The organism is Micromonospora sp. NPDC004704 (assembly GCF_053601675.1).
On record NZ_JBSGCD010000044.1, the window covers coordinates 1 to 23894 of the forward strand.

20 protein-coding genes are annotated in these 23894 nt (G+C 70.3%); 6 read left to right on the forward strand and 14 right to left on the reverse strand.

Annotated elements, in window-relative coordinates; translation table 11 throughout:
- The first annotated feature begins 151 nt into the window (after nt 1-151).
- Nucleotides 152-802: a hypothetical protein gene (locus ACWEFB_RS34070; RefSeq protein ID WP_452292085.1), complete on the forward strand. Its 651-nt coding sequence runs from the start codon at nt 152-154 to the stop codon at nt 800-802.
- Nucleotides 803-878: 76 nt separating this feature from the next.
- On the opposite strand, the gene valS is transcribed toward ACWEFB_RS34070, so the two are convergent.
- The 5 genes from valS to ACWEFB_RS34095 all read right to left on the reverse strand — a co-directional run bounded on the left by valS (nt 879) and on the right by ACWEFB_RS34095 (nt 9344).
- On the reverse strand, nt 879-3458 hold the full coding sequence (gene valS / locus ACWEFB_RS34075; RefSeq protein WP_452292087.1) for a valine--tRNA ligase: 2580 nt from the start codon (nt 3456-3458) through the stop codon (nt 879-881).
- A 121-nt stretch (nt 3459-3579) separates the two neighbouring features.
- The gene (locus ACWEFB_RS34080) at nt 3580-5430 is read right to left on the reverse strand and encodes an ABC transporter ATP-binding protein (protein WP_452292155.1); all 1851 of its coding nucleotides are present in this window, start codon (nt 5428-5430) and stop codon (nt 3580-3582) included.
- Between the two features lie 53 nt (nt 5431-5483).
- Nucleotides 5484-7292 carry an ABC transporter ATP-binding protein gene (locus ACWEFB_RS34085; protein WP_452292089.1) on the reverse strand — a complete coding sequence of 603 codons (1809 nt, stop codon included), beginning with the start codon at nt 7290-7292 and terminating at the stop codon, nt 5484-5486.
- 37 nt (nt 7293-7329) lie between these two features.
- Nucleotides 7330-7842 (reverse strand): methylated-DNA--[protein]-cysteine S-methyltransferase, encoded by a 513-nt coding sequence (locus tag ACWEFB_RS34090; protein ID WP_452292091.1) that lies wholly within the window; start codon nt 7840-7842, stop codon nt 7330-7332.
- Nucleotides 7839-9344, reverse strand: a complete 1506-nt coding sequence (locus ACWEFB_RS34095; RefSeq protein ID WP_452292093.1) for a DNA-3-methyladenine glycosylase 2 family protein — start codon at nt 9342-9344, stop codon at nt 7839-7841. Before ACWEFB_RS34095 ends, ACWEFB_RS34090 begins: the two co-directional genes overlap by 4 nt.
- 106 nt (nt 9345-9450) lie before the next feature.
- Here ACWEFB_RS34095 and ychF point away from each other — a divergent pair, with 106 nt between their 5' ends.
- Nucleotides 9451-10536, forward strand: a complete 1086-nt coding sequence (gene ychF, locus ACWEFB_RS34100; RefSeq protein ID WP_326562619.1) for a redox-regulated ATPase YchF — start codon at nt 9451-9453, stop codon at nt 10534-10536.
- A 28-nt stretch (nt 10537-10564) separates the two neighbouring features.
- Here the strand turns inward: ychF and ACWEFB_RS34105 are convergent, their stop codons facing one another.
- The gene (locus tag ACWEFB_RS34105) at nt 10565-10951 is read right to left on the reverse strand and encodes a squamosa promoter-binding protein 15 (protein ID WP_452292095.1); all 387 of its coding nucleotides are present in this window, start codon (nt 10949-10951) and stop codon (nt 10565-10567) included.
- Nucleotides 10952-11074: 123 nt separating this feature from the next.
- Nucleotides 11075-11656, reverse strand: a complete 582-nt coding sequence (locus ACWEFB_RS34110; RefSeq protein ID WP_452292097.1) for a Uma2 family endonuclease — start codon at nt 11654-11656, stop codon at nt 11075-11077.
- A gap of 103 nt (nt 11657-11759) precedes the next feature.
- On the opposite strand from ACWEFB_RS34110, the gene ACWEFB_RS34115 reads away from it, so the two are divergent.
- Complete coding sequence (locus tag ACWEFB_RS34115; protein ID WP_452292099.1) at nt 11760-12596, forward strand: class I SAM-dependent methyltransferase; 837 nt, start codon at nt 11760-11762, stop codon at nt 12594-12596.
- 365 nt (nt 12597-12961) lie between these two features.
- Complete coding sequence (locus tag ACWEFB_RS34120) at nt 12962-14005, forward strand: peptidoglycan-binding protein (protein ID WP_452292101.1); 1044 nt, start codon at nt 12962-12964, stop codon at nt 14003-14005.
- Nucleotides 14006-14025: 20 nt separating this feature from the next.
- On the opposite strand, the gene ACWEFB_RS34125 is transcribed toward ACWEFB_RS34120, so the two are convergent.
- Entirely contained in the window at nt 14026-14391 is a 366-nt protein-coding gene (locus ACWEFB_RS34125) for a PH domain-containing protein (protein ID WP_363603163.1), read from the reverse strand.
- Between the two features lie 93 nt (nt 14392-14484).
- Here ACWEFB_RS34125 and ACWEFB_RS34130 point away from each other — a divergent pair, with 93 nt between their 5' ends.
- Entirely contained in the window at nt 14485-15678 is a 1194-nt protein-coding gene (locus tag ACWEFB_RS34130; RefSeq protein WP_452292103.1) for an FUSC family protein, read from the forward strand.
- Between the two features lie 17 nt (nt 15679-15695).
- Here the strand turns inward: ACWEFB_RS34130 and ACWEFB_RS34135 are convergent, their stop codons facing one another.
- Nucleotides 15696-16010, reverse strand: a complete 315-nt coding sequence (locus tag ACWEFB_RS34135; protein ID WP_326562625.1) for a 4a-hydroxytetrahydrobiopterin dehydratase — start codon at nt 16008-16010, stop codon at nt 15696-15698.
- A 256-nt stretch (nt 16011-16266) separates the two neighbouring features.
- Here ACWEFB_RS34135 and ACWEFB_RS34140 point away from each other — a divergent pair, with 256 nt between their 5' ends.
- The gene (locus ACWEFB_RS34140) at nt 16267-16662 is read left to right on the forward strand and encodes a (deoxy)nucleoside triphosphate pyrophosphohydrolase (protein ID WP_452292105.1); all 396 of its coding nucleotides are present in this window, start codon (nt 16267-16269) and stop codon (nt 16660-16662) included.
- 231 nt (nt 16663-16893) lie between these two features.
- Here the strand turns inward: ACWEFB_RS34140 and ACWEFB_RS34145 are convergent, their stop codons facing one another.
- From ACWEFB_RS34145 to ACWEFB_RS34165, 5 genes are all read right to left on the reverse strand, one after another.
- Nucleotides 16894-17934: a succinate dehydrogenase/fumarate reductase iron-sulfur subunit gene (locus tag ACWEFB_RS34145; RefSeq protein WP_452292107.1), complete on the reverse strand. Its 1041-nt coding sequence runs from the start codon at nt 17932-17934 to the stop codon at nt 16894-16896.
- On the reverse strand, nt 17934-19889 hold the full coding sequence (locus tag ACWEFB_RS34150; RefSeq protein WP_363603155.1) for a fumarate reductase/succinate dehydrogenase flavoprotein subunit: 1956 nt from the start codon (nt 19887-19889) through the stop codon (nt 17934-17936). The genes ACWEFB_RS34145 and ACWEFB_RS34150 overlap by 1 nt, the downstream gene beginning before the upstream one ends.
- A gap of 9 nt (nt 19890-19898) precedes the next feature.
- Nucleotides 19899-20705 (reverse strand): hypothetical protein, encoded by an 807-nt coding sequence (locus ACWEFB_RS34155; protein WP_452292110.1) that lies wholly within the window; start codon nt 20703-20705, stop codon nt 19899-19901.
- A 288-nt stretch (nt 20706-20993) separates the two neighbouring features.
- The gene (locus tag ACWEFB_RS34160) at nt 20994-22382 is read right to left on the reverse strand and encodes a TldD/PmbA family protein (RefSeq protein ID WP_452292112.1); all 1389 of its coding nucleotides are present in this window, start codon (nt 22380-22382) and stop codon (nt 20994-20996) included.
- A 49-nt stretch (nt 22383-22431) separates the two neighbouring features.
- Complete coding sequence (locus ACWEFB_RS34165; protein WP_452292114.1) at nt 22432-23868, reverse strand: TldD/PmbA family protein; 1437 nt, start codon at nt 23866-23868, stop codon at nt 22432-22434.
- Between the last annotated feature and the right edge of the window lie 26 nt (nt 23869-23894).

A 23894-nucleotide genomic window follows, 5' to 3' on the forward strand; every position in this document is an offset into this window, starting at 1 on the left:
CCCGCTCGTTGATCATGAAGTTAGCGACGCTCCAAGGGCCCCGGAGCGTCGCTAACTTCATGATCAACGGGGTGGGTTCGGGTTAGCCCGTCTGGGGATGGTAGGGCTGGCGGGATGGTATGGGGGCGTTTGAGGGGGCAGAGTCGGCGGGGTGAGCACAGACATCCGTACCGTGGGATTGGGTCGGCCGGGAGCGGCGGCGAGCTGGCTGGGGAGTGTGGCCGTGGCGGCCCTGGCGGTCGCGGCGGTGACCGTGACCGCACAGTCGATCGACCGGTTCCACTGGTGGGCCGGTTTCATCCTGGTGCCCGGAGCGCTGATCGCCGCCACCGGTGGCCCGCTGCTGATGCGCGGTGGGGGGAGGGCCTTCGGTGGATACCTGGTCGCCTGCATCGGCACGCTGGTCTTCACCGTGGGCGCCCTGCTCATGTTCGGCGCGATGGGCCAGGGCTGGCCACTCATGATCATCCTGCCGTCGTTCGCCGTCGCCGGTACGTACGGCTGGCACGCGGTGCACCCGCTGGCCCGCGCCGCCCACCGTACGGTCGCCATGCTGGCGCTCGGCGGGGTGGCGCTCGGGGCCACCTTCCTGCTGATCCATGCCGGCCGGGTCGACTTCGGCGGTACCGACTGGTGGGGCGGGTTCATGATGCTCGCCGGTGTGATCGTCTTCCTGAACGCGGTGGAGCTGACCCGGCACCGGATCCCGTACCGGTTGCAGGCCATCACCCTGCTGCTCGGGCCGGCGGTGATCACCTTCCTGCTCGGCCTGCGTTTCCTGCGCGGCGACTGGCCGTACTGAGCCGACCTGTCCCGCCGCCCCGCGCCATAAGGAAAGGGCCGCTTCCGTGCAGACACGGAAGCGGCCCTTTCCCAATTCAGAAGGTGCAGGCGATCACGAGGTCGGGGGCGCGGTCGGGCAGGAAGTCGAGCTTGGCGATCCGGCCCGCGGCCCGCAGGTCATCGCCGACCAGGGCCAACCGCTCCAGCACCTCGGCCGGACCGAGCGCCTCGGCCAGCGGGACATCGGTCCGCATGGAGAGCTTGCGGTCCGACTTGGCCCGGCGGACCTGGGTCAGCGCCGCGCCGGCGAGCCGGAGCAACTCCGGGTCGCCGTCCGCCGCCACCGAATCCAGCTCGTACGTCGTCGGCCACGGCGCCTGGTGCACCGAGCCGTACCGCCACCAGGACCAGACCTCCTCGGTGACGTACGGCAGGAACGGGGCGAAGAGGCGCAACTGGACCGACAGCGCGGTGGCCAGGGCGGCCCGTGCCGAATCGGCGGCCGGACCGGACCCGTACGCCCGTTCCTTCACCAACTCGATGTAGTCGTCGCAGAAGGTCCAGAAGAAGGACTCGGTGGCCTGGAGAGCGGCCGTGTGGTCGTACGCGTCGAAGGCGGAGGTGGCGGTGGCGACCACCGTGCCGAGCCCGGCCAGCATGGCCCGGTCCAGCGGCTCGGTGACCTCGGCCCGCAGCGAGTCGGCGGCGCCCAGCCCGAGTGCGAACTTGGACGCGTTGAGCAGTTTGGTGGCGAGCCGCCGGCCGACCTTGATCTGGGCCGGATCGAACGCGAGGTCGGTGCCGGGACGCCCGTTCGCCGCCCAGTACCGCACCGCGTCGGCGCCGCTGGACTCCAGCAGCGCCATCGGGGTGACCACGTTCCCCTTCGACTTCGACATCTTCTTCCGGTCCGGGTCGAGGATCCAGCCGGAGAGGACCGCGTCCCGCCAGGGCAGCACCCCGTGTTCCAGGTGCGCGCGGACCATCGAGGAGAACAACCAGGTACGGATGATTTCCTGCCCCTGTGGCCGCAGGTCCATCGGGAAAACCCGGTCGAACAGGTCGGGATCGGTCTCCCAACCGCCGACGATCTGCGGGGTGAGCGAGGAGGTGGCCCAGGTGTCCATCACGTCCGGATCAGCGGTGAAACCGCCCGGTTTACCGCGCTGTGCCTCGTCATAGCCGGCCGGCACGTCGCTGGATGGGTCGATCGGGAGCGCGGACTCGTCCGGCGTGAGAGGGTGGCGGTAGTCCGGCTCGCCAGCGTCGTCGAGCCGGTACCAGACCGGGATCGGCACCCCGAAGAAGCGCTGCCGGCTGACCAGCCAGTCGCCGGTGAGACCGCCCACCCAGTGCTCGTAGCGGTGCCGCATGTGTGCCGGCACCCAGTTCAGCTCCTCGCCCCTGGACATCAGGTCGGCCCGCAGCTCGGGCTCCCTGCCACCGTTGCGCAGGTACCACTGCCGGCTGGAGATGATCTCGAGCGGGCTCTCGCCCCGCTCGTAGAACTTCACCGGGTGGGTGATCGGCTTCGGTTCGCCGACCAGGTCACCGGAGGCGGTCAGCAGGGCCACCAGCTCCCGTCGGGCCGCGTTCACGCTCTTGCCGGCGAGCGGCAGGTAGGCCACCGGGTCCACCCCGGCCGGCGGCTCGGGCAGCAGCCGACCGGTCCGCCCGATCACCACCCGGGTGTCCAGTTGCAGATCCCGCCACCAGGTCACGTCGGTCAGGTCGCCGAAGGTGCAGACCATCACCAGACCGGTGCCCTTGGCCGGGTCGGCCAGCGAGTGCGCGTGCACCGGCACCTCGACCCCGAAGACCGGTGTCCGTACGGTGCCGCCGACCAGGTGGGCGTACCGCTCGTCGTCCGGGTGGCAGACCAGCGCCACACAGGCCGGCAGCAGCTCCGGTCGGGTGGTGTCGATCTCCACGTACCCGTCGGCGGGCCCGGTGCCGTCGGCCGCGACCGCGAAGCGGAGCCGGTGGTACGCACCCGACCGCTCCCGGTCCTCCAACTCCGCCTGGGCGACCGCGGTGGCGAAGCCGACGTCCCAGAGCGTCGGCGCCTCGGCCTGGTACGCCTCACCCCGGGCCAGGTTGCGCAGGAACGCCCGCTGCGAGGTCGCCTGGGCGTGCGCGCCGATCGTGGTGTACGTCAACGACCAGTCCACCGACAGGCCGAGTCGCCGCCACAGCGCCTCGAAGACCTGCTCGTCCTCACCGGTGAGCCGGGTGCACAACTCGACGAAGTTGCGCCGGGAGATCGGGATCGGGTTCTTCCGCGCGTCGGCGGTGATCGGCGGCTGCGGCGGTTGCCAGTCCGGGTCGTACGGCAGCGACGGCTCGCAGCGGACGCCGTACACGTTCTGCACCCGGCGTTCGGTGGGCAGGCCGTTGTCGTCCCAGCCCATCGGGTAGAAGACCGTACGGCCACGCATCCGCTGGAACCGGGCCACCGTGTCCGTGTGGGTGTACGAGAACACGTGACCCATGTGCAGTTCGCCGGATACGGTCGGTGGCGGAGTGTCGATGGCGTATACGCTCGTCCGCTCCTTTGAGCGGTCGAACGCGTACGTGCCCTCCTCCTGCCAACGGCGCGACCAGGTCTCCTCGAGTCCGTCCAGGGTGGGACGCTCGGGGACACCGGCGCGCTGGTTCTTCGCCGTATCCGTCATGACCCGAATGCTACCGAGCCGGCGGACCGGATCGTGGCCGCCAATACCGACATCCGGGACGGCGTACGGTCACCGGAGGTAACCACCGGGCCGTAACTCGCCGGGTGGGGAGGAGCCGGGTTCAGACGAGGGAGTCCCGCCACTGGCGGTGCAGTACCGCGTACCGGCCACCGGTCCGGACCAGTCCGGCCGGCGGGCCGTCCTCGACGATCCGGCCGGCGTCGACCACCAGCACCCGGTCGGCGATCTCGACGGTGGAGAGCCGGTGCGCGATCACCAGCGCGGTCCGCCCCCGCAGGATGGTCCGCAGCGCCCGCTGCACCAGCCGCTCGCTCGGTACGTCCAGCGACGAGGTCGCCTCGTCCAGGATCAGCACGGTCGGGTCGGCGAGGAAGGCCCGGGCGAACGCGACGAGCTGGCGCTGCCCGGCGGAGAGCCGCCCGCCGCGCCGGTGCACGTCGGTGTCGTAGCCGTCGGGCAGGGCGGTGATGAAGTCGTGCGCGCCGATCGCCCGGGCCGCCGCCTCGACGTCCCGCCGGGCGGCGCCGGGACGCCCGAACCGGATGTTGTCGGCGATCGAGCCGGCGAACAGGTGGTTCTCCTGGGTCACCATCACCACCGCCCGGCGCAACCGGTCGTCGTCGATCTGGCGCAGGTCGACCCCGTCCAGGCTGACCGTACCGCCGGTCGGGTCGTAGAAACGGGCGACCAGCTTGGCCACGGTGGACTTGCCCGCCCCGGTCGCACCGACCAGCGCCACGAGCTGCCCCGCCGGAATCCGCAGAGTCAGCTCCGGCAGGACCGGGGTCCCGTCCCGGTAGCCGAACGTCACCCCCCGGAACTCGATCGCGCCGCCGCCGGTGGCCGGCAGCGCCGCCGGGGTTTCCGGTTCGGGTACGCCCGGTTTCTCGTCGAGCACCCCGGACAGCTTCTCCAGCGCGGCCGTGGCCGACTGGAGCGCGTTGTAGAACTGGCTCAGCTCCTGCATCGGCTCGAAGAACCGGCGCAGGTAGAGCAGGAACGCCGCCAGTACGCCGATCTCGGCGTGCCCGCCCATCACCCGCCACCCGCCGTACGTGAGTCCCACCGCCACGGTCACGTTCCCGATCACGGTGATGCCCGGGGAGTAGGTGGCGATGAGCCGGAAGGCGCGCAGGTTCGCCCGCCGGTACTCGTCGTTGACCTCGGCGAAGATGTGCTGGTTGCGGGGCTCGCGGCGGAACGCCTGGACCGCCCGGATCCCGCCCAGCGACTCCACGAAGTGCACGATCACCAGGGCGACCGCCTCCCGCGTACGGCGGTAGGCGAGTCCGGACGCGCGGGCGAACCACCGGGAGATCAACAGCAGGAACGGGAAGGCGAGCAGGGTCACCGCCGCGAGCGGGGCGTCGAGCCAGAGCAGGATGCCGGCGACCGAGACGATGGACAACCCGGCCAGCACCAGATCGTCGATGCCGCCGTCGACCAGTTCGGCGATCGAGTCCATGTCGCTGGTCAGCCGGGCGATCACCCTTCCCGAGGTGTACCGCTCGTGGAAGCCGACCGACAGGCGCAGGAAATGGGCGTACACCCGCTGGCGCAGGTCGATCAGGACGGCCTGGCCGATCCGCGAGGAGAGGGTGAGGAAGCCGCGCTTGCCCACGTACTCGCCGGCCGTGGCGGCGGCGAACGCGATCCCGACCGCGATGAGGATCCGCGGGTCACCCTCGCGCAGCGGCTCGATGGCCCGGTCGATGCCGAGCATCACCAGGTACGGGCCGGCCATCCCGGCGGCGTTCTGGAGCAGGAGCAGCAGCACCGCCGCCCCGATCAGCCGGCGGTGCGGCCGGAGCAGGGAGCCGAGCAACGCCCGGCTGCGGGACCGGAGCCGGGCGAGCGCCCGGGAGCCGCTCTGCTCGGCGGCGGTCCGCTCGGCGTCCGGGTCGGTCGCGATGCCCCGCCAACCGGTACGCCCACCGTCCGGGTCCGCGATCGATCCGGCGGCGGCTGCCTCACGGTCTCGGCCGCCCTCCGGCACAGTGGCGGTCACGAGCGGATCAGGCCGGAGTCGTCGGGCTCCCCGGCGGCGGAGAGGACCGCCCGGTAGTCCGGCACCGTGGCGAGCAGTTCCGAGTGGGTGCCGACGGCGACGATCCGGCCGTCGGCGAGCAACGCCACCCGGTCGGCGAGGGCCACGGTCGACGGTCGGTGCACCACCAGCAGCGCGGTGGTGTCCCGCAGCATCCGGGCCAGCGCCGCCTCCACCAGCGCCTCGGTGTGTACGTCGAGCGCGGAGAGCGGATCGTCGAGCACCAGTACCCCCGGTCGGCCGAGAATCGCGCGGGCCAGGGCGATCCGTTGCCGCTGCCCGCCGGAGAGGGAGAGCCCCTGCTCGCCGACCCGGGTGGCGAGGCCCCACGGCAGGTCGTACACAAAATCGGCCTGGACCACGGCGAGCGCGTCGCGGACCTCGTCCTCGGTGGCGTCGGGCCGGCCCAGGGTGAGGTTCTCCCAGACCGACATGGAGAACAGCGTCGGTTCCTCGAAGGCCACTCCGACGACCCGGCGCAGCCCGGTGAGCCGGATGTCGCGGATGTCCCGCCCGTCGAGGGTGACCCGCCCCGAGGTGACGTCGTAGAGCCTCGGTACGAGGGACAGCAGGGTGGTCTTGCCGGAGCCGGTCGCGCCGACGATCGCCATCGTCTCGCCCGGTTCGACCTCCAGGGTGACGTCCCGGAGCACCGGTCGGGCGACTCCCGGGTAACCGAAGCCGACCCGTTCGAACCGGAGCCGGCCGCGGACCATCGGCGGGTGCAGGGTGACCGCGTGCGGGCGGTCCACGATGGTCGGCTCGGTGTCGAGCACCTCGTGGATCCGGTCGGCGGCGGTGATCGCCTCCTGCCCGTTGGCGATGATCCAGCCGAGGGACTCGATCGGCCAGATCAGCATCAGTTGGAGGGTGACGAAGGCGACCAGTTCACCGATGGTCAACGCGTTCCGTGCCACCGCGACCGTCCCGGCGACCAGGACCACCGCCAGGGTCAGGTTCGGCACCAGGTCGAACTCGGCCGACGAACGGGCGAGCAGCCGGCCCTTGCCGGTCGCGGTGTCGTGCAACTGCCGGGCCCGTACGGCGAACCGCCGCGCCATCTCCGGTTGCCGACCGAACGACTTGATCGTGCGCAGTCCCTGGGTCGACTCCTCGACCAGGGTGGCCAGATCACCCTGCTCGTCCTGCATCTGCCGGGAGGCGGCCAGGTAGGACCGGGTGAACCGGCGGCTGACCACGAACAACGGCACCGCGCTCGCCGCGACCAGCAGCCCGAGGGGCCAGTAGAGATGGGTCAGGAGCACCACCACGGCGAGGTAGGTGACGGTGTTGACGATCAGGAAGAGCAGTCCGAAGGAGAGGAACCGGCGGATCACCGAGAGGTCGGTGGTGATCCGGGAGAGGAGCTGACCCGACTGCCACCGGTCGTGGAACCCCACGTGCAGTTGTTGCAGGTGGGCGTAGATGTCGTCGCGGATGGAGGACTCGATGCCGAGCGCGGTGGACGACTGCACCCAGCGCCGTACGAAGATCAGCGCGGCCTCGGCCAGCCCGAACAGCAGGGCCAGGGCGCCGAGCCGGAACAGGCCGTCCGAGTCGTGCTCCGCGATCGGACCGTCGACCACCTCCCGGATGACCAGCGGTACGGAGATGCTCGCCCCGGTGGCCGTGAACGCGGCGATCAGCAGCCAGCCGAGCCGTCCGGCGTACGGGCGGACGTAGCGTCGCAGGCGCCAGAGGTTGTGCAGGAGGTGCGGACCGGTGCCCGCTCGGGAAGTGGTGTCTTTGTCACTGTCCGGAGGCACTACTGAACGGTATCGGTAACTGCCGATCCGGTGGAGGTCAGCTTCCCGTCAACTGGCGCTCATGACCGAGCAGCCACCGCTTCACCTCCAGCCCCCACCGGAACCCGCCGAGGGTGCCGTCGGTGCGCAGCACCCGGTGACAGGGGACGAAGAGTGCGGCGGCGTTGCGGGCGCAGGCCGCCGCCGCGGCCCGGACCGCGAGCGGCCGGCCGGCCAGTTCGGCAAAACCGGTGTACGTCACCGGCTCACCCGGCTTCACCTCCCGCAGCGTCTGCCAGGCGTGGGTCATGAACTCGCCGCCGGTGTACTGCTCGACCGGCACCTCGTCGATCGCGGTCAGCTCACCGTCGAGATAGGAGCGGGCCGCGACGGTCACCGCACCCAGGTCGGCGCGGGCCCGGACCGGGGCGCGCAGACTCGGGTGTACGACCGCCAGCAGCGGCTCGACGTCGGCGGTGAAGCCGGCGGCGCGTACCCGCCCGTCGGGGCCGGTGAGGATGGTCAGCGGACCGGCCGGCGTGACCAGGGTGCTGCTGTTCAGCTCGTTCATGCTGCTCTCCAGAGTCGGATCGTGGCGTAGGAGCGCCAGGGGCGCCATCCGGTGGCGTGCTCGGCGAGGGCCGCCGGGGTGTCGGGTAGGCCGAGCGCGGTCGCGCCGTGGCGTACGCCGAGGTCGGTGGGGAGGAACGCGTCCGGGTCGCCGACCGCGCGCAGCAGGACGTACGCGGCGGTCCACGGGCCGATGCCCGGCAACCCGGTGAGTTGGGCGGTGAGCTGTTCCCGGTCCGCACCCGGATCGAGGTCGAGGCTGCCGTCGGCGACCGCTCGGGCCACCGTACGGATCGTCTCCCGACGGGCGGCCGGCATGGCGAACGCCGTATCGGGCAGTGCCAGCAGGTCCGCCGCCGACGGGAACGCCCGCAGCACCCGCTCGCCCGTTCCGGCGGGCTCCGTCGGCTCCGTCGGCTCAGTCTGCTCAGACTGCTCCGTCTGTCCGGGGTGCTGCTCCCGGTCGACCGGGTTGGCGTCGACCAGCCGGGTCAGGACGGTTCGGGCACCGGCGACGGAGACCTGCTGGCCGACGATCGCCCGTACCGCCATCTCGAAGCCGTCGACCGCGCGCGGTACCCGTACCCCGGGTTCCTTCGCGACCGGGGCAGTGAGTGCGGGGTCGGCGGCCAGCGTGCCGTCCACCGCCTCCGGGTCGGCGTCCAGGTCCAGCAGCCGCCGGCAGCGGGCCACCGCCGGGGCCAGGTCGCGTACGTCGCTCAGGCGCAGCGTCGCCGCCACGTATCCGGGCAGCGGGGTGAGCGTCACCTCGGCCGGACCGTGCGGGAGCCGCAGCGCCCGGGTGTACGACCCCTCGCCGACCCGTTCCACCCCCGGCAGCGCCCGCAGGGCGAAGAAGTCGAGCAGCGCGTCGACGTGCAACGGCGCCCGGTACGCGAGCCGCAGCGAGACCGTGCCCGCCCCGGTACCGGACGGCCGGTGCCGGGCGGTCGCCCGCAGTTGCGACGGGACCGCCGCGTACACCTCCCGGATGGTGTCGTTGAACTGCCGTACGCTGCCGAAACCGGCGGCGAACGCGATCTCGGCCAGGCCGAGGTCGGTCGTCTCGATCAGGATCCGGGCGGTCTGCGCGCGCTGGGCCCGGGCCAGTGCCAGCGGTCCGGCGCCGACCTGGGCGGTGAGCATCCGGTGCAGGTGCCGTTCGGTGTAACCGAGCCGGGTGGCGAGTCCCGGCACCCCGTCCCGGTCGACCACCCCGTCCGCGATCAGTCGCATGGCCCGGCCGACCACGTCGGCGCGGACGTCCCAGTCCGGTGAGCCGGGTGCCGCGTCCGGCCGGCACCGGCGGCAGGCCCGGAGCCCGCCCCGCTGCGCGGCAGCCGCCGACGGGTAGAAGTCGACGTTCTCCCGCTTGGGCGTGACAGCGGGGCAGGACGGCCGGCAGTAGATCCCGGTGGTCCGTACGCCGGTGTAGAACCAGCCGTCGAACCGCTGGTCACGGCTGTCGACCGCCCGGTAGCACCGCTCGAAGTCCAACTCCATGTCACCGATCGTGCCCCGTGATCCGGTCCCCTGCTAGCGGGATTCGGACGTCACCGTGCGGCCGTCCCGGCGGGGGTGCCGGGACCCTTGCGTATGCTGGTCTGTCGTGGCTATCTCGCTTGGCATCGTCGGCCTGCCCAACGTCGGCAAGAGCACGCTCTTCAACGCCCTCACCAAGAACGACGTGCTGGCCGCGAACTACCCGTTCGCGACGATCGAGCCCAACACGGGCGTGGTCGGACTGCCGGACGAGCGGCTGGACAAGCTCGCCGAGATCCACGGGTCGCAGAAGATCCTCCCCGCGCCGGTGACGTTCGTCGACATCGCCGGGCTGGTCCGGGGCGCGTCCAAGGGTCAGGGCCGGGGCAACGCGTTCCTCGCCAACATCCGCGAGGCGGCCGCGATCTGCCAGGTGGTCCGCGCCTTCTCCGACCCGAACGTGGTGCACGTCGACGGCAAGGTGTCGCCGGCCGACGACATCGAGACGATCAACACCGAGCTGATTCTCGCCGACCTGCAGACGCTCGAGAAGGCGCTGCCCCGGCTGGAGAAGGAAGCCCGGATGCGCAAGGACCGGGCGGCGGCGGTGGAGGCGGCCAAGAAGGCGTCCGAGCTGCTCAACACCGGCGTGACCCTCTACTCCGGCGCGGCCCGCGCCGGGATCGAGGTGGAGCACCTGCGCGAGCTGCACCTGCTCACCACCAAGCCCTTCCTGTACGTCTTCAACGTCGACGAGGCCGAGCTCGGCAACGCCGAGTTCCTCGACGAGCTGCGCCTGCTGGTCGCACCGGCCGAGGCGGTGTTCATGGACGCCAAGGTCGAGTCGGAGCTGATCGACCTGCCGGCGGAGGAAGCCCGCGAGCTGCTGGAGTCGATCGGGCAGTCGGAGCCGGGGCTGGACCAGTTGATCCGGATCGGTTTCCGTACGCTCGGGCTCCAGACGTACCTGACCGCGGGTCCCAAGGAGGCACGCGCCTGGACCATCCCGGTCGGCGCGACCGCGCCCGAGGCGGCCGGAGTGATCCACACCGACTTCCAGCGCGGCTTCATCAAGGCCGAGATCGTCTCGTACGAGGATCTGGTCACCGCCGGGTCGATGGCGGCGGCGAAGGCGGCCGGCCGGGTCCGGCTGGAGGGCAAGGACTACGTCATGCAGGACGGCGACGTGGTCGAGTTCCGCTTCAACGTCTAGTTCCGGTTCGACGTCTCCGGCGTGAGACTCACTCGTCCGCGTCGAAGTCCGGGAGGGGTGCGTACTGACGGGCCCCTCCGTCGCGGATCATCCATAACCGGAACGCACCTTGTTCCTGGTCCTGGACGAGGAGTTGGACGAGGTGGGGCACGCGCCAGCCGGTGGCGCCGAATCGTCCAACGACAGCCGTAACGTCGGCCTTGTTCAACACGCCGGCCCATAGCAATGCCTCGGGATGCTTCACGCCGCCCCATGCCTCCGGGCTGCCGTGCAGGGTGCGAAGAGAACCGACGCCCTTGCCCTCGGGTTGCCCTTGTCGTGGGGCGAGGGTCTGGAGCCATCGATCGAACTCGTCGACCAGTGCGCTGTCCTCGGTGATGTCTACCGACAGCAGAACGTTGGTAACCCAGCTCACGGCGTCATCCTTCAACAAGCCCGTGTGTTCGGCCCAGCCGTTTATCAGTTACGCGACTTGGTCGATCCAGGGTTCAACGTCTGGTGACGTCCCGGTTCGACCGCCGGTGGGGGTGCTCCCGGCTCAGCTCCTGCGGCCGGGCACCAGCCTGTCCAGGTCGAGTTTGATCGTGAACGGCGTGGAACTGCGCAGTTCGTGGCGATGGATTCCGGTCGGTGCGTACGACCGGGTTGGCCCGGCGAGTTCGTAGGCGTGGACGACCGGCGCCCCGTCCTCTTCCTCGACGCGCCAGTAGTTCGCGATAGTGGCTTCTGCATACTTGCGCAGCTTCACCGTCCGATCACGGTGCGCGGACTCCGGCGAGACCACCTCGACGACCAGAAGGACCTGGTCAGGCGTGTAGAAGGTGCGGTTCGGGGCGTAGGGCGCCGTTGTGACGAGAAGGTCCGGTTCGGGGCGATTCCGCTCGTCGAGTCGGATCGTCATCTCCCGCTCGACCTCGATGCCCGCCGGTGCCTGCTCGCTCAGGGAGAGCACCAGCGCGGTGACGAGCCGAGCATGCCAGGCCCGCTGAGGCGACCCCACGAAGACCAGCGCTCCATCGATCAGCTCGGTGTGACGCGGTGCTTCGGGAAGGTGGTCGAGGTCGTCGGCGTACCACCCCTCAAGGCGAGGCGGGCGCATCCACTCGGGCACCGCGGCCATGCGGTCACCGTAGCATTCGGTAACGTCGGCATGGCCTGCTGCACTCAGCCGTCCCGATGTCGCATGCTGGTGAATCTCCGTTTCGACGTCTGAGGAGTCCCGCATGCCCGACGGCTGGGAGTGGGACGAGACCCTGTTCCAGGGCAGTGCCCGCTACTACGAGGCGGGCCGGCTGCCGTACGCCCCCGGTGTGGTCGACGCGCTGACCGACGCCCTCTCGCTCGACGGCACCGGCCGCCTCCTGGACGTGGGCTGCGGGCCAGGCACCGTCACCCTGCTGCTGGCCGGGTCGTTCGCCGAGGCCGTGGGGGTGGACCCGGACGAGGACATGCTGGCCGAGGCCGGGCGGCGCAGCGTCCGCGACGGTGCCGGCAACGTCCGATGGGTACGCGCCCGCGCCGAGGACCTGCCCGCCGGTCTCGGCACCTTCCGGGTGGCGATGTTCGCGCAGTCCTTCCACTGGATGGCGCGTGACCGGGTGGCCACGACGATTCGCGGGATGCTGGCACCGGGCGGTGCCTTCGTCCAGCTCAGCGACGTCAAGGAGCCGGTGTCGACAACCGACCTCCCGTTCCCGGCGCCCCCGTACGCAGCCATCGCCGAACTCGTACGCGACTACCTGGGACCGGTACGCCGAGCCGGTCAGGGCGTGCTGCGCAGCGGAACACCCGGCGACGAGGCGGCCGTGCTGAGCCGGGCGGGCTTTGCCGCTCCACTGCGGTTGCGGGTGCCGGCCGGCGCCGTGTTGGAGCGGTCGGTGAACGACGTGGTCGCCACGGTCTACTCACTCTCCTTCTCCGCGCCCCACCTCTTCGGGGAGCGCCGGGAACGTTTCGAGGACGACCTCCGGAGCCTGCTGCATCGGGCGGCGGACCACGGCAGGTTCGCGCAGCGGGTGCCCGACAGTGAACTGTTCGTCTGGCGTACGTCGGATCGCTAGCCGGTACGGGCGGGGTGACGGTTCCGACGCCCCCGTTAGTTGCCGGAACCATCACCCTCGCGGCCGGTGCCGGCCCCCCGACACCACACCCCCGGCACCAGGAGGATGGTGCCGGCCCTTCGCCCCCGACAGCGCTCGTCGGTACTGGAACCAGCTTGACCAACTCGGTCGGAATCCGGAATGGGTTGACCCTGTCCCGGACATGTCGGCGGCTGTCCGGCCTGCTCAGGACGGGTGTAAACGATCTGTCCGGGACGACCGGAGGGGGTGTGCGGGCCGGCGCTCCGGCTTGCGCGGGTGGCGGGCATCGACGTGTACTGGTGCGGAAGGGTGTCTGACGGTGACCAGTACCTCGGGGGGAACGCGTGTCGCGCAACGACGCCGACCGGACCGATGTCGCGTCGGTGGCCACGGCCGGCGACTACGTCGCACTGCTGCGAGGCATCCGGGAAGAGTCCGGACTGACCTATCGGGAGATCGAGCGCCGCTCCGCGGCTGCCGGCCACTGGTTGCCACGGAGCACGCTGGCGAACTCGCTCGGTCGCGCCACCCTGCCCCGTGAGGACCTGGTGGTCGCGCTGCTGACCGCCTGCGGCCGAAAGCCGGGGGAGGTGCAGCGCTGGCTGTCGGTCCGGGAGCGGATCGCGGTCGGCCAGGTCGAGCGGGCAACCGCCGCCTCGGCGGATCCGCCCTCGACAGGCTCGCCCTCGGCGGCCCCGACCCCGCCGGCCCCGACCCCGGCGGAGCTTGGGAGGCGGCGCTGGCGGCTGCGTGGTCGGCGGGCGGCGATCCTCATGACGTGTGTGCTGCTCACCGCCCTGGCGGCTGTTTTTGTGGTGGCGGTCGGGCCGTCCGCCAACGCTCGGCGTACGGAGGTTCCGCTGCTGCTGTCGGGTTCCTGCCCGGCCGCTCTGGAGATGGGGGCGAACAGTCGCTGCGTACAGGAGTTGCAGGAGCGGTTGCAGGCCCACGGCTTCGGCCTGCCGGCGGATGGCTGGTTCGGGCCGTACACCGGGACCCGGGTGATGGCGTTCCAGGTCATGTCCGGGCTGCCGTCGACGGCGATCGTGGACGAGCGGGTGAAACGCGCCCTGTACGCCGAGCCGATCAACGCCCCCTCCTGGCCGAGGAGCGAGATCAAGCGCACTCTGCGGGAGGCGTTCCCGGAGGACCCGACCGCTGCGGTGCAGCTTGCCACCTGCCTGTCACAGCTCGACCCGTACTGGATCCAGGGTGCTCCGGACGGGTCGCGGCGGTGGGGGCTCTTCCAGTTCTCCGACCGGGAGCTGATCGCGCTCGGGGTCGAGCCCCGGGTGGCGCTGGACCTGCGGTGGAACGTGCAGGCGGCCCGGACCGTGTGGAGCCGTACCGGGGACTTCCGGCACTGGAAGTGTGCCGCCCCGATCTGAGCCGGCCCGCTCCGGGGATCTCACGAGATGAACTGGAGGATCACGTTGTGTACGTGGTGGCTCTTCTGGTCACCGCGGAACTCGACCTCGTACGTGTGCGTACCGACGTGGATGGCGATCGCGCCGGTGGAAAAGAAGGACCCGCCCCAGGACTTGTTGCTCACCACGCTGACACTCGTGATCTTCGAGTACGGGATGCTGGTGATGGCGAACTTCTTGCCGACGAACGACTTGTCCTGGATGATCACCCGGCGGTTGGTCAGGCCGATGAAGCCGGTGCCGGTGCCGATCGCGTCGTAGACCGCGATGATCTGCTCACCGTCGAGCAGCCCGCTCTGGATCTGCTGGAACTGTTCGCGCCGGTCGTACGTGACGTTGTTTGCCATACGGCCGAGGGTAGGAGCGGCCCGCCACCCGCCTCGCCTCCTGCGGCAGCCCGTCGCGATGGTTCAGCTCACCCTGAGCGGGTAACCCCCGCCGTGATTTCGGTCCGGATCGGCTCCGTCCGTCAGCGCGCCCCCGCGCTGCCGGCCGACTCGATCACGAAACGCATCGACGGGATCCTCGCCGGCTGGGCGGAGGCGAGCAGGACCAAACTGCGCGACCGGTTCCGTCAGCTCGAGATCAACATCATGGTCGCGGTCCAGGCCGGTGTCGCGGCGGCGCTGGCCTGGGGCATCGCACACGAGGTCCTGAACACCCCGCAACCGGTGTTCGCGCCCGCGGCCGCGGTGGGCACGATCGCCTCGTCCGTGGGCCAGCGCCTGCCCCGGACCATCGCGCTGATCCTCGGGGTAGCCGTGGGCATCGGGTTCGGCGACCTGTTGATGCTGCTCGCCGGCAATGGTCCGTGGCAGTTGGGGGTGATCGTCGGGCTCGCCGTGATCGGCGCGCTCCTGCTCAGTGGCCGGGGTGTGCTGGTGGCACAGGCGGGCGGTACGGCGGTGCTGATCGCGGCCCTCTCCCCCGAGGTGGGCGAGCTCGAGTATCCGCGGTTCGTGGACGCCCTGATCGGTGGCGGGGTCGGGTTGGTGGTGGTTCTCCTGCTCCTGCCGCTGAACCCGCGCCGGGTGGTGCAGCGGGCGGCCAGCTATCCGATCGAGGAGCTGGCCCGGCAGTTGAAGGTGACCGCGCAGGCACTGAGCGACCGGAACGAGGCCCGGCTCGGTCAGGCGGTGGAGGGGCTCGGGGCGATCGAGTCGGATCTGGAGAACCTGAAGACGGCGGTGGAGGGCGCGAAGGAGGTGGTCCAGCTCTCGCCCGCACGGTGGCACCGGCGGCAGACGCTGGCGCTGTTCGCCCAGGGGGCCGAGCACATGGACCACGCGGTGTGGAGCAGTCGCGGCCTGGCCCGGCGTGCGGTCGGACTGATCGAGGACAACGAGCCACTGCCGGCGGGTCTGCCCATCGCGGTCGACCGGCTCTCCGAGGCGGTGCTCATGCTGCACGACGAGTTCCGTCACGGCCGGGTTCCGGAGGAGGCGCGCAGACGGGTGCTCCGTGCGGTCCACGAGGCCACCCTCGCGTACGAGGACGGGGTCGAACTGTCGGGCGCGGCGGTCGTGGCGCAGATCAGATCCGCGGCCACCGACCTGTTGCGGGCGACCGGGATCGACAACGACGATGCCAACCGCCTGATCCACGAGGCGGCCGAGTCCGCCGTCGGGTCGTGAGGGGACGCCCGGCGGGATCAGTCGCTGCTGGTGACGCCGCGGTAGACGTCCTCGATCCGGGCGGCGAGGGTGACCACGTTCTCGGTGATCGTGTCCTCGTCCGGCGCACCGATCTTGATCTGGGTGTGGCCGTCGAGTCGGCGGATCTCGGGGCGGATGTGCACCGCGTCTGCCACGATCTTGATACGTTCGGTCAGCGCCGCGTGCTGGGTATCGTCGAGAATGAGGGTGCGCTTGAGTTGGCGCCCCTCGCGAAGCCAGCCGGGCAGTAGGGTGAGCGCGTCTGTCAGGTAGTCACGCTGGGATCGATTGCGCCAGAGCGCACGCTTCACGATGCCTCCCAAGCGTCGTTGCCGGCTTGTGGCCAAATCGTCGCTATCCCGTGTCCTAGTCGGTGCCCCCTAGTCTGTCGCCGGCCGGCTGGTGTGTCCACGTCCACAGTTCCGTGTTCTTTTGCCCTACGGTCTACCCAAGGCACCCGAACCGCCGATTGATCTGGCACCGTTGATGCCCGTGCAGACCGAACGGGCGAGTGGGGACGACAGTGGCGGTTACAGCAGCGATTCATCTGATCACGCAACGCGAAGAATGAGGGTTATTGTCGGGGCCGCCATCATCGAGGGCGGACGCGTACTCGGCTGTGCTCGGGCGAAACCGCCGGAGGTAGCTGGAAAATGGGAGTTTCCCGGCGGGAAAGTCGAACCCGGTGAAACCGAGGTCGCCGCGCTGGTCCGGGAGTGTGTCGAGGAACTGGCCGTACGGATCGAGGTCGGCGACCGGGTCGGTACGGACGTCCCGCTCGCCCACGGCCGGGCGGTCCTCCGGATCTACCGGGCCCGGCTCCTCGGCGGGGACCAGCCGCAACGCCTGGAGCACGCCGAGCTGCGGTGGCTCGCTGCCGACGAGCTCGACCAGGTGCCCTGGCTGCCCGCGGACGAGCCGATCGTGGACGCCCTCCGCCCACTGCTGACCACCACCGACTAGCGGTACGGAGGCACGTCGGCGACCGCGTACCGGGCGGGAGTGGTCCCGGACGGTATCCATCGGCCGTGGAGAAATGCACCGGGGAATGCGTTGATCGGCGGATGAGCGGGGTGTCGTACCAGAAGGCACGGAAGGGGCTGTCGTTCCCCAATGGGTGTTGTGACCCGAATACGACGAGGGATCGGCGGGCAACCGCCGATCCCTCGTTGACGTACGGCTGAATGCGCCGAATCAGTCCTTCTGGTCCGGGTGGGCGTAGTTCAGGTGGTCGGCCGGCAACGGGAAGCTGACGTCGTCACCGAAGGGCGACGGCGCGGCCGGCCGGTCGAAGGTGAACTCGCTGAGCGGCATCTTGCCCCGCTCGTCCACCAGGGGGGTGGTCGGGTGTGGCACCTGCCGGTGCCAGTTCACCCCGCGCTGCCCCTGCTCCTCGGCGGCCACGTCACCGGACGCGCCCCCGTGGGAATGCGCCTCGGGGACGGCCGGATCGGTGCGTGCACCGCTCTCGTTGCCGTCCGTCTGACCCCGTCGGAATATCTTGCTACCAAGCCACACAAGAGGATCGTACCTGCGATCGACCACGCGTTCCTTCATCGGGATGATCGCGTTGTCTGTGATCTTGATGTGCTCGGGGCAAACCTCCGAGCAGCACTTGGTGATGTTGCAGTAGCCGAGGCCCTGGGACGCCTGGGCGTACTCCTTGCGGTCGGTCTTGGTGTCCAGCGGGTGCATGTCCAGCTCGGCCGCGCGGATGAAGTAACGCGGGCCGGAGAACGCGACCTTGTTCTCCTCGTGGTCACGTACCACGTGGCAGGTGTTCTGGCACAGGAAGCACTCGATGCACTTGCGGAACTCCTGCGACCGCTCGACGTCGACCTGCTTCATCCGGTAGTCGCCGGGGGCGACGTCCGTCGGCGGGGCGAACGCGGGCGTCTCACGGGCCTTCTCGTAGTTGAACGAGACGTCCGTGACCAGGTCCCGGATCACCGGGAACGTACGCAGCGGGGTGACCGTGACCGTGTCGGTCTCCTCGAAGGTCGACATCCGGGTCATGCAGCCCAGCCGGGGCATGCCGTTGATCTCCATCGAGCAGGAGCCGCACTTGCCGGCCTTGCAGTTCCAGCGGCAGGCCAGGTCGGGCGCCTCGGTGGCCTGGAGCCGGTGGATGACGTCGAGGACAACCTCGCCCTCGTTCACCTCGATCTGGTAGTCCTGCAGGTCGCCGCCGGTCTCGTCGCCCCGCCAGACCTTGAAGTGGCGCTTGGTGCCCATTACTTGCCCGCCTCCTCAGCGTGCACGCCGCCGGTGCGTACGCCCTCGCTGAGGGCATCGAAGTCGGCCAGCTCGTCTTCGGTCAGGTACTTGGACAGCTCGGTGCGGTCGAAGAGCTGGATCAGCTCCGCCCGCATCTTCGGCAGGGGCTTGTGCTCCAGCCGTACCTTGTCGCCGTCGAGCGAGCAGACCAGGTTGACCATGCGCCAGTCCGGCGCCATCTTCGGGAAGTCCTCCCGGGTGTGCCCGCCGCGCGACTCCTCGCGCTCCAGCGCCGCCTTCGCGGTGCACTCCGAGACGATCAGCATGTTGCGCAGGTCGAGCGCCAGGTGCCAGCCCGGGTTGTACCGCCGGCCGCCGGTCGCGCCCACCTTCGCCACCCGCTCCCGCAGGTCGGCCAGGCGGACCAGGGCGTCCTCCAGCTCGCCCTTGCGCCGGATGATGCCGACCAGGTCGCCCATCACCGCCTGGAGGTCCTGCTGCAGCTTGTACGGGTTCTCGCCGTCCGGCCGCTCCAGCGGAGCCAGTGCCCGGTCCACCGAGGCCGCGACGTCGGTCGCCGACACCTTCGGGCGCGAGGTCAGCCCGTCGGCGTACGAGGCGGCGTGGCCGCCCGCGCGCCGGCCGAAGACCAGCAGGTCGGACAGCGAGTTGCCGCCGAGCCGGTTGGAGCCGTGCATCCCGCCGGAGACCTCACCGGCGGCGAACAGCCCGTGGATGTGACCGTGTGCCGCCGCGGTGTCCGGGTCGACCTCGACCCCGCCCATCACGTAGTGGCAGGTCGGACCGACCTCCATCGGCTGCTTGGTGATGTCGACGTCGGCCAGCTCCTTGAACTGGTGGTACATCGACGGAAGTCGCCGCTTGACCTCCTCGGCCGGCAGCCGGCTGGCGATGTCCAGGTAGACACCACCGGCCGGGGTGCCGCGACCCGCCTTCACCTCGCTGTTGATCGCGCGGGCGACCTCGTCGCGGGGGAGCAGCTCGGGCGGGCGCCGGTTGTTGTCCGGGTCGGAGTACCAGCGGTCCGCCTCCTCCTCGGTCTCCGCGTACTGCTTGCGGAAGACGTCGGGGACGTAGTCGAACATGAACCGCTTGCCGTCGGAGTTCTTCAGGACGCCGCCGTCACCCCGGACCGACTCGGTGACCAGGATGCCCTTCACCGAGGGCGGCCAGACCATGCCGGTCGGGTGGAACTGGAGGAACTCCATGTTGATCAGGGTGGCGCCGGCACGCAGGGCCAGCGCGTGCCCGTCCCCGGTGTACTCCCAGGAGTTCGAGGTGACCTTGTACGACTTGCCGACCCCGCCGGTGGCGAGGACGACGGACGGCGCCTCGAACAGGACGAACTCGCCGGACTCCCGGTAGTAGCCGAACGCCCCGGCGATCCGGGGGCCGTCCGGGCCGGACGAGTCGAGCAGCAACTCGGTGATGGTGGTCTCGGCGAACACCTTGATCCGGGCGTCGTAGTCGCCGAACTCCCGCTTGTCCTCCTGCTGCAGCGAGACGATCTTCTGCTGGAGGGTACGGATCAGTTCCAGCCCGGTCCGGTCACCGACGTGCGCCAGACGCGGGTACTCGTGGCCACCGAAGTTGCGCTGCGAGATCTTGCCGTCCTTGGTGCGGTCGAAGAGCGCACCGTACGTCTCCAGCTCCCAGATCCGCTGCGGCGACTCCTTCGCGTGCAGCTCGGCCATCCGGAAGTTGTTCAGGAACTTGCCGCCGCGCATGGTGTCCCGGAAATGGACCTGCCAGTTGTCCCGGCTGTTCACGTTCCCCATGGCCGCCGCGGCGCCGCCCTCGGCCATCACCGTGTGGGCCTTGCCGAACAGCGACTTGGAGATGATCGCGGTGCGCTTGCCGGCCATCCGGGCCTCGATCGCCGCCCGCAGGCCGGCGCCGCCGGCCCCGATCACGACGACATCGTAGTGGTGCCGTTCGATTCGCGTAGTCATGTCAGGCCCTCAGTTGATGAACCGCAGGTCGCCGAACCAGCCGGCATCCAGCGCCATGATGTAGAAGTCGGTGAACGCCAGCGTGCCCAGCGTGATCCAGGCGAGTTGCATGTGCCGGGTGTTGAGTTTGGACACGAAGGTCCAGAAGCGGTAGCGCACCGGGTGCTTGGAGAAGTGCTTCAGCCGGCCACCGGCGATGTGTCGGCAGGAGTGGCAGGAAAGCGTGTACGCCCACAGTGCGATCACGTTGACCAGGAGGATCACGTTGCCCAGCCCGAAGCCGAAGCCTTCGGGGCTGCGGAAGGCGAGAACGGCGTCCCAGGTGTTGATCAGCGAGATGATCCCGGCGGCGTAAAACGCGTACCGGTGCGCGTTCTGGAAAATGAGCGGGAAGCGCGTCTCGCCACTGTAGGTCTTGTGTCCGTCCGGGACGGCGCAGGCCGGCGGGGAGAGCCAGAAGGCCCGGTAGTAGGCCTTGCGGTAGTAGTAGCAGGTGAGCCGGAAGAGCAGCAGGAACGGCAGGGTCAGCGCGGCGTCCGGGATGATCCACCAGCCCGGCAGGATCCGGCCGAAGTGCGCGGCCTCGGGGACACAGGTCTGGGTCACGCAGGGCGAGTAGAACGGGGTCAGATAGTGATAATCCTCGACCCAGTAGAAGTCGTGCATGAACACCCGGACCGTGGCGTAGGTGACCCAGGCGCCGAGCCCGATGACCGTGATCAGCGGGGCGAGCCACCAACGGTCGGTACGCAACGTCCTCGCCGCAATGGCGGCGCGCGGTCGCGCACCCCTCGGCCTCGTTGCCGTCGTAGTCATTCCTATGTCTCCCTGACAGGGCCCTGTCTGGCTGACGGGCACGGATGGTCTTCCGGCGGGGGTGCACGGAGGCAGCGATGCAAACCCACAGCCGCGCCACCCGCGCGTAGTACACCAGGACCTATGCCTTCCGGCGCAGTTCGGCGTACACGTTACGCCGCACGCCGGGCGTACGATGCGCAAGGGAGTCTCGCGTGTGTCCTACCGATTACGAAAGTCCCAGCCCGTATTCCGGGCGTGGTTGTGCAGAACTTCACTCATGATCGTGAGCGCGGATGACGCCGGTGATCAGCCGGAGGCACCGCCGGTGAAGTTCCACGACGCGAGTCGCAGCGCCGGTGCCGACCACCAGGACGCGTCCCAACTGTCCGGCAGCAGTGACGCGTACCGGCCGACGCCGAGGACCCCGCCGGGGGCGAGGGCCTGCGGGTACGACTGGGTGAAGCGGAAGTTCTGCACCGCCGTGGTCACCTGGCCATCCTCGACCAGCCACACCCCGTTGCGGGTAAGACCGGTGATGACCAGGGACTTCGGGTCCAGGACCCGGGTGTACCAGAAGTCGGTGACCAGCAGTCCACGTCGTACACCGGCGATCAGGGCGGCGGTGTCGGAGTCGACGACCGGCCCGTCGACCTCGGTCGGCGCGGTGCCGTCCCCGGCCGAGTCGTCCGGCAGCAGGCGCAGGTTGGTCGGTACCGCGCCGAAGGACGCACCACCGGCGATCGCGTGCCCGGTCGAGGTCGCGCCCGCCTCGGCCGCAGTCCGGCGGTCGTGCGCGACGGTACGGGTGACGCCCTGCTCAACCAGCGCGATCCGGCGCTTGGGCGTGCCCTCGGCGTCGAACGGCAGGCCGAGCGTGCCGAGCGCGTCGTCGACCAGCGTGATCGCCGGGTCGAACTGCGCCGCGCCCGGTTCGGCGAAGGACCGCCGCTCGTTGTACGCCTTGCCGTTGAAGCCGAAGAGGGCGAAGTTCTGCAGGATGTCGACCACCGCGGTCGGTTCGAGCACCACCTCGTAGCGCCCCGGTGCGAGTTCGACCGGTGCCGCCGCGGCGCGTGCCTTGGCCGCCGCCCGCGCGCCGAGCACCGCCCCGTCCAGATCGGAGAGCCGGCCGGTGTTGCGCCGGGCCACCCCGTCGATGCCCCCGGTGCGGGCCACCCCGTCCATCGCGGCCTCGGCCGACCGGCCGGTCACCGCCTGCCCGGCGCTGTTCGCGAACGCGCCGGCCCAGCTCACCGTACGGCAGTAGCCGGCCGTCTCCAGCCCGCCGGCCGCCTCGACGAACGCCCGTACCCGATCGGCCCGGTCGTCCGGGGACGCGTTCGCGGTCGCCTCGTCCCAGTTGCCCGGTCCGGCCACCGGGGACGTCTGGGTCAGCCCCGGCCACGCCTGGTCGGGCGGGCAGAGCCGGGCGGCGGCGACGGTCCGCTCGACCAGGCCGCGCAGTCCCTCGTCGGTGACGACGGTGCTGGAGCCGGCGGCGGTCCGACCGTCGACGTGCAGCCGCAGCCGCAGGCCGGTGGTCTCGTCGGCCACGTTCTGGTGGATGGACGAGTTCGCGAACCGGGTCAACGCCCGGTCGGTGTACGTGGCGGCGGCTTCCGCTTCGGCGTCCGGGCCGGCGATCTCCCGGACCAGTTCCACCACCCGACCGGCGAGATCGAGTTCCCGGCTCATCGAGACAGTTCCCTTCGCTTGTCGCGTACCGCCATGGTTGCCGTGCCGGTCATCCGCGTACCCCCACCCGGACGTTGGTGAAGCGGGCCGGTGCGGCCGGGTGGCCGGTGTGCCCGACCTGGCCGGGCTGGCCCTTGCCACAGTTGGGGGTGCCCCAGGCGACCGTCTCGCCGGAGAGCATGTCCATCGAACGCCAGAACTGCGGCCCGATCCCGGTGTACGTAGGGTTGCGCAGCATCCGACCCCGCCGACCGTTCTTGATCTCCCAGCCGACCTCGCAGCCGAACTGGAAGTTGAGCCGCTTGTCGTCGATCGACCAGGACCGGTTGATGTCCATCAGGATGCCGTCGTCGGTGGCGTCGATGATCTCGTCGAGGGTGTGCGGTCCCGGTTCCAGGCCGACGTTTGTCATCCGTACCATCGGCAGCCGCGACCAGCCGTCGGAGCGCACGCTGCCGGCGTAGTCGAGCCCGGCGACGGCGGCCGAGTCGCGTCCGGCCAGGACGCCCACCCAGCGGCCCTCGCGGACCGCGTCGCGTTTGGTCGCCGGGGTGCCCTCGTCGTCGAACCCGAAGCTGCCCAGCGCGCCGGGGATGGTCGGGTCGATGGTGATGTTCATCAGCTCGGAGCCGTACCGGAGCTGGCCGAGCTGGCTGAGGTCGAGCCAGGAGGTGCCGGCGAAGGCGGCCTCCCAGCCGAGGATCCGGTCCAGCTCGATGGCGTGCCCGACCGACTCGTGGATCTGCAACGCGAGCTGCTCGCCGCCGAGGATCAGGGTGGTCTCGCCGGAGGGGCACATCGGTGCGGTGAGCAGCTCGCGGGCCTCCTGGGCGATCCGGGCCGCGTGTGCGCCGAGGTCGAGCGAGTCGACCAGCTCCCACCCGCTGGTGCCGTACTGGCCGCGGTAGCTGGGGTAGGAGCGGCGCTGAGTCTCCCCGTCGCCGATCACGGTGGCCGAGATGCCCGCCCCACACTCGCGTACGTGCTGGTCGATCCGGTGTCCCTCACTGGAGACGAACCACTTGCTGGTGTCCCAGATCTGGTAGAGCCCCTCGGCGACGTCGGCACCGTTCTCGTGCGAGATCTTGGTCGCGTGCACCAGCAGGTCGCCCTTGTCGGACAGGGCGACCGACAGCGGGTCGACCGCGCAGGCCGAGGCCCAGGATCCGCTCTGCCCGCCGGTCGGGACCAGGTCGACGGCGGGACCGGGCACGCGGGCACTGGCCTTGGCGATCCGCGCGGCGCGGGTGCCGGCCGTCCGGGCGGCGGCGTCGGAGAGATCGGGTACGGCGAAGAAGCCCCAACTCGATCCGACCAGCGCCCGTACGCCGATGCCGGCGTCCTCGTCCTGGGACAGTTCCTCGATCTCGCCGTTGCGGGCGGACATCGACTCGTAGCGCCGGTGCATCACCCGCGCGTCGGCGTAGCGCGCGCCCGCATCCAGCGCTGCCTGCACCGCGGCCGTGGCCACGTCGAAGTGGGTCATGACCCGACCCTAAACGAGATCGCCGC